The organism is Devosia insulae DS-56, from assembly GCF_000970465.2.
GTDB lineage: Bacteria > Pseudomonadota > Alphaproteobacteria > Rhizobiales > Devosiaceae > Devosia_A > Devosia_A insulae.
In genome coordinates this window covers 1-1,982 of sequence record NZ_LAJE02000015.1, presented here as the reverse complement: position 1 = coordinate 1,982, position 1,982 = coordinate 1, and the positions used below count along the sequence as shown (strand labels likewise).

Here is a 1,982-nt window from a genome sequence, read left to right as displayed (position 1 = left end):
CAGCAGAGCTTGTGAGCGATAGCGAACTAGCGTCGCTGGGTGGGGGTGGCCCCACGCTCAGACCTCAATCCCCATGCCCCACCGCATCGAACGCTTCGCCACCGGCCATCAGGTTCAGCACCTCTTCGCGGCTCTTCTCGCCGCGCCTGAACTGGCTGGCGACCCGCCCCTGGATCAGCACCGTGAAGCGGTCCCCCACGCTCAGCGCATGCGTCGCATTGTGGGTGATGAACACCAGCGCGATGCCCTGCTCGCGCGCCTGTTTGATCAGGTCGATGACGATCTTGCTTTCCTTCACCCCGAGCGCCGCGGTGGGCTCGTCGAGGATCAGGAGCTTCGCCCCGAAATACAGCGCCCGGGCGATGGCCAGCGCCTGCCGCTCGCCGCCCGACATGGTGCCGACCAGCTGCTCGGCATCGGCGATGCGGCGGATCCCCATCTGCCGGATCTGTTCGAGCGCGATGCGGTTGGCCGTCTGATGGTCGAGCCGCCGGAACGGCCCCCAGCCTTTGGTCGGCTCGTTCCCTAGAAAGAAGTTGCGCGCCACCGAGATCAAGGGGATCGAGCCCACATCCTGGTGCACCGTGCCGATGCCATGCGCCTGCGCGTCGCGTGGCGAGCGGAAGGCGACCGGCTTGCCGTCGAAGGTCAGCGTGCCGATGGTCGGGGGCGTCACCCCCGACATGATCTTGATCAGCGTCGACTTGCCGGCGCCATTGTCGCCGAGGAGGCAATGCACCTCGCCCGCGTGCGCTTCGAGGCTGACATCGTTGAGGGCGATATTGTTGCCGAAGGTCCGGGTGACGCCTTCGAGCGTCATGAGCGCGGTCATCAGAGTTTCTTCTTTCCCCGGTTCAGCGCCAGCTCGCGGATCAGGTTGTTGGTGAGCACGGCAATGACCAGCAGCCCGCCGATGAAGGTGGCGAGCCAGTCGGTCGGCCAGCCGGTGTAGAACAGCCCGAGGCTGACGATGCCGTAGATGAAGGTGCCGAGCACGATGCCGATCACCGAGCCGAAGCCGCCCTGCAGCAGCACCCCGCCAATGACCGCGGCGATGGCGGTCTGGAACACATAGCCCTGCCCCGAGGCGGCGTTGCCCTGGTTGTACATCACCGCCGACATGATGCCGACGAAGGCCGCCGACACGGCGGTCCAGATGAAGAGGATCAGCTTGACCCGCGCCACCGGGACGCCGGCCCGGCGTGCCGCATCGGGGTTGCCGCCGGTGGCAAAGATCCAGTTGCCGAACCGGGTCTGCTTCAGCACCCAGGCGGCAAGGATGGCGGCGAGCAAGTACCAAAGGACTGAGACGTTGAAGAACATCCATTTCGAGCCCAGCACCGCCTCGGCCCAGCCGGCATCCTTCAGCGAGACGTTGGACGAGCCCGAGATCAGCCGGCTCAACCCCAGCGCCGTCCCGGCGAGGATGAAGTTCGAGGCGAGCGTCACGATGAAGCTCGGGAGCTTCGTGGCATTGACCAAGAGCGCATTGAAGCAGCCGACCCCGACCCCGAGGCTCAGCGCCATGACGATGGTGAGCTCGATCGGCAGCCCATAGAACCCGGTGCCGAGCGCCACGATGATCGAAGCGGCGCCGACCACCGAGCCGGTCGACAGGTCGAACTCTCCCGAGATCATCAACAGCCCCACCGGCAATGCGATGATCCCCAGCTCCGCCGCGGTATTGAGCCACCCGGCGGTGCCCGGGATCGAGAAGAACCCCGAGGCGCCGCCGACGATGACGAAGAAGATGTAGATCACCAGAGCCGCGATCAGGGGCCCGATCCACACGATCCTGAGCAGGCGCTCGGCGAGCCCGAAACGCTGCGCCACAGCGGCAGGTTCGGCAGGGCTGGTTTCCATTGCAGTGGTCATTTCATCAGGTCCGTCGGAGGTCGAAAGCTAGCGCGGATCGTGCAGATGAGGCGAGAGGGCGGGGTCATGCACCGGTTATCCTCCCCCGCGTGGCGGGGGAGGGGGAC

General features: G+C 66.0%; 2 protein-coding genes. Both read right to left on the bottom strand.

Translation table 11 applies throughout. The annotated features are described in order from the left end of the window. Positions 1-64 precede the first annotated feature (64 nt). Complete coding sequence (locus VW23_RS00605; RefSeq protein ID WP_244513313.1) at positions 65-832, bottom strand: ATP-binding cassette domain-containing protein; 768 nt, start codon at positions 830-832, stop codon at positions 65-67. After that, positions 832-1,875 carry an ABC transporter permease gene (locus VW23_RS00600; RefSeq protein ID WP_084645393.1) on the bottom strand — a complete coding sequence of 348 codons (1,044 nt, stop codon included), beginning with the start codon at positions 1,873-1,875 and terminating at the stop codon, positions 832-834. The genes VW23_RS00605 and VW23_RS00600 overlap by 1 nt, the downstream gene beginning before the upstream one ends. Positions 1,876-1,982: the final 107 nt, after the last annotated feature.

Excerpts from the sequence above, each read along its gene's own strand:
- VW23_RS00605 (WP_244513313.1), bottom strand. The coding sequence starts at position 832 with ATGACCGCGCTCATGACGCTCGAAGGCGTCACCCGGACCTTCGGCAAC.
- VW23_RS00600 (WP_084645393.1), bottom strand. The coding sequence starts at position 1,875 with ATGACCACTGCAATGGAAACCAGCCCTGCCGAACCTGCCGCTGTGGCG.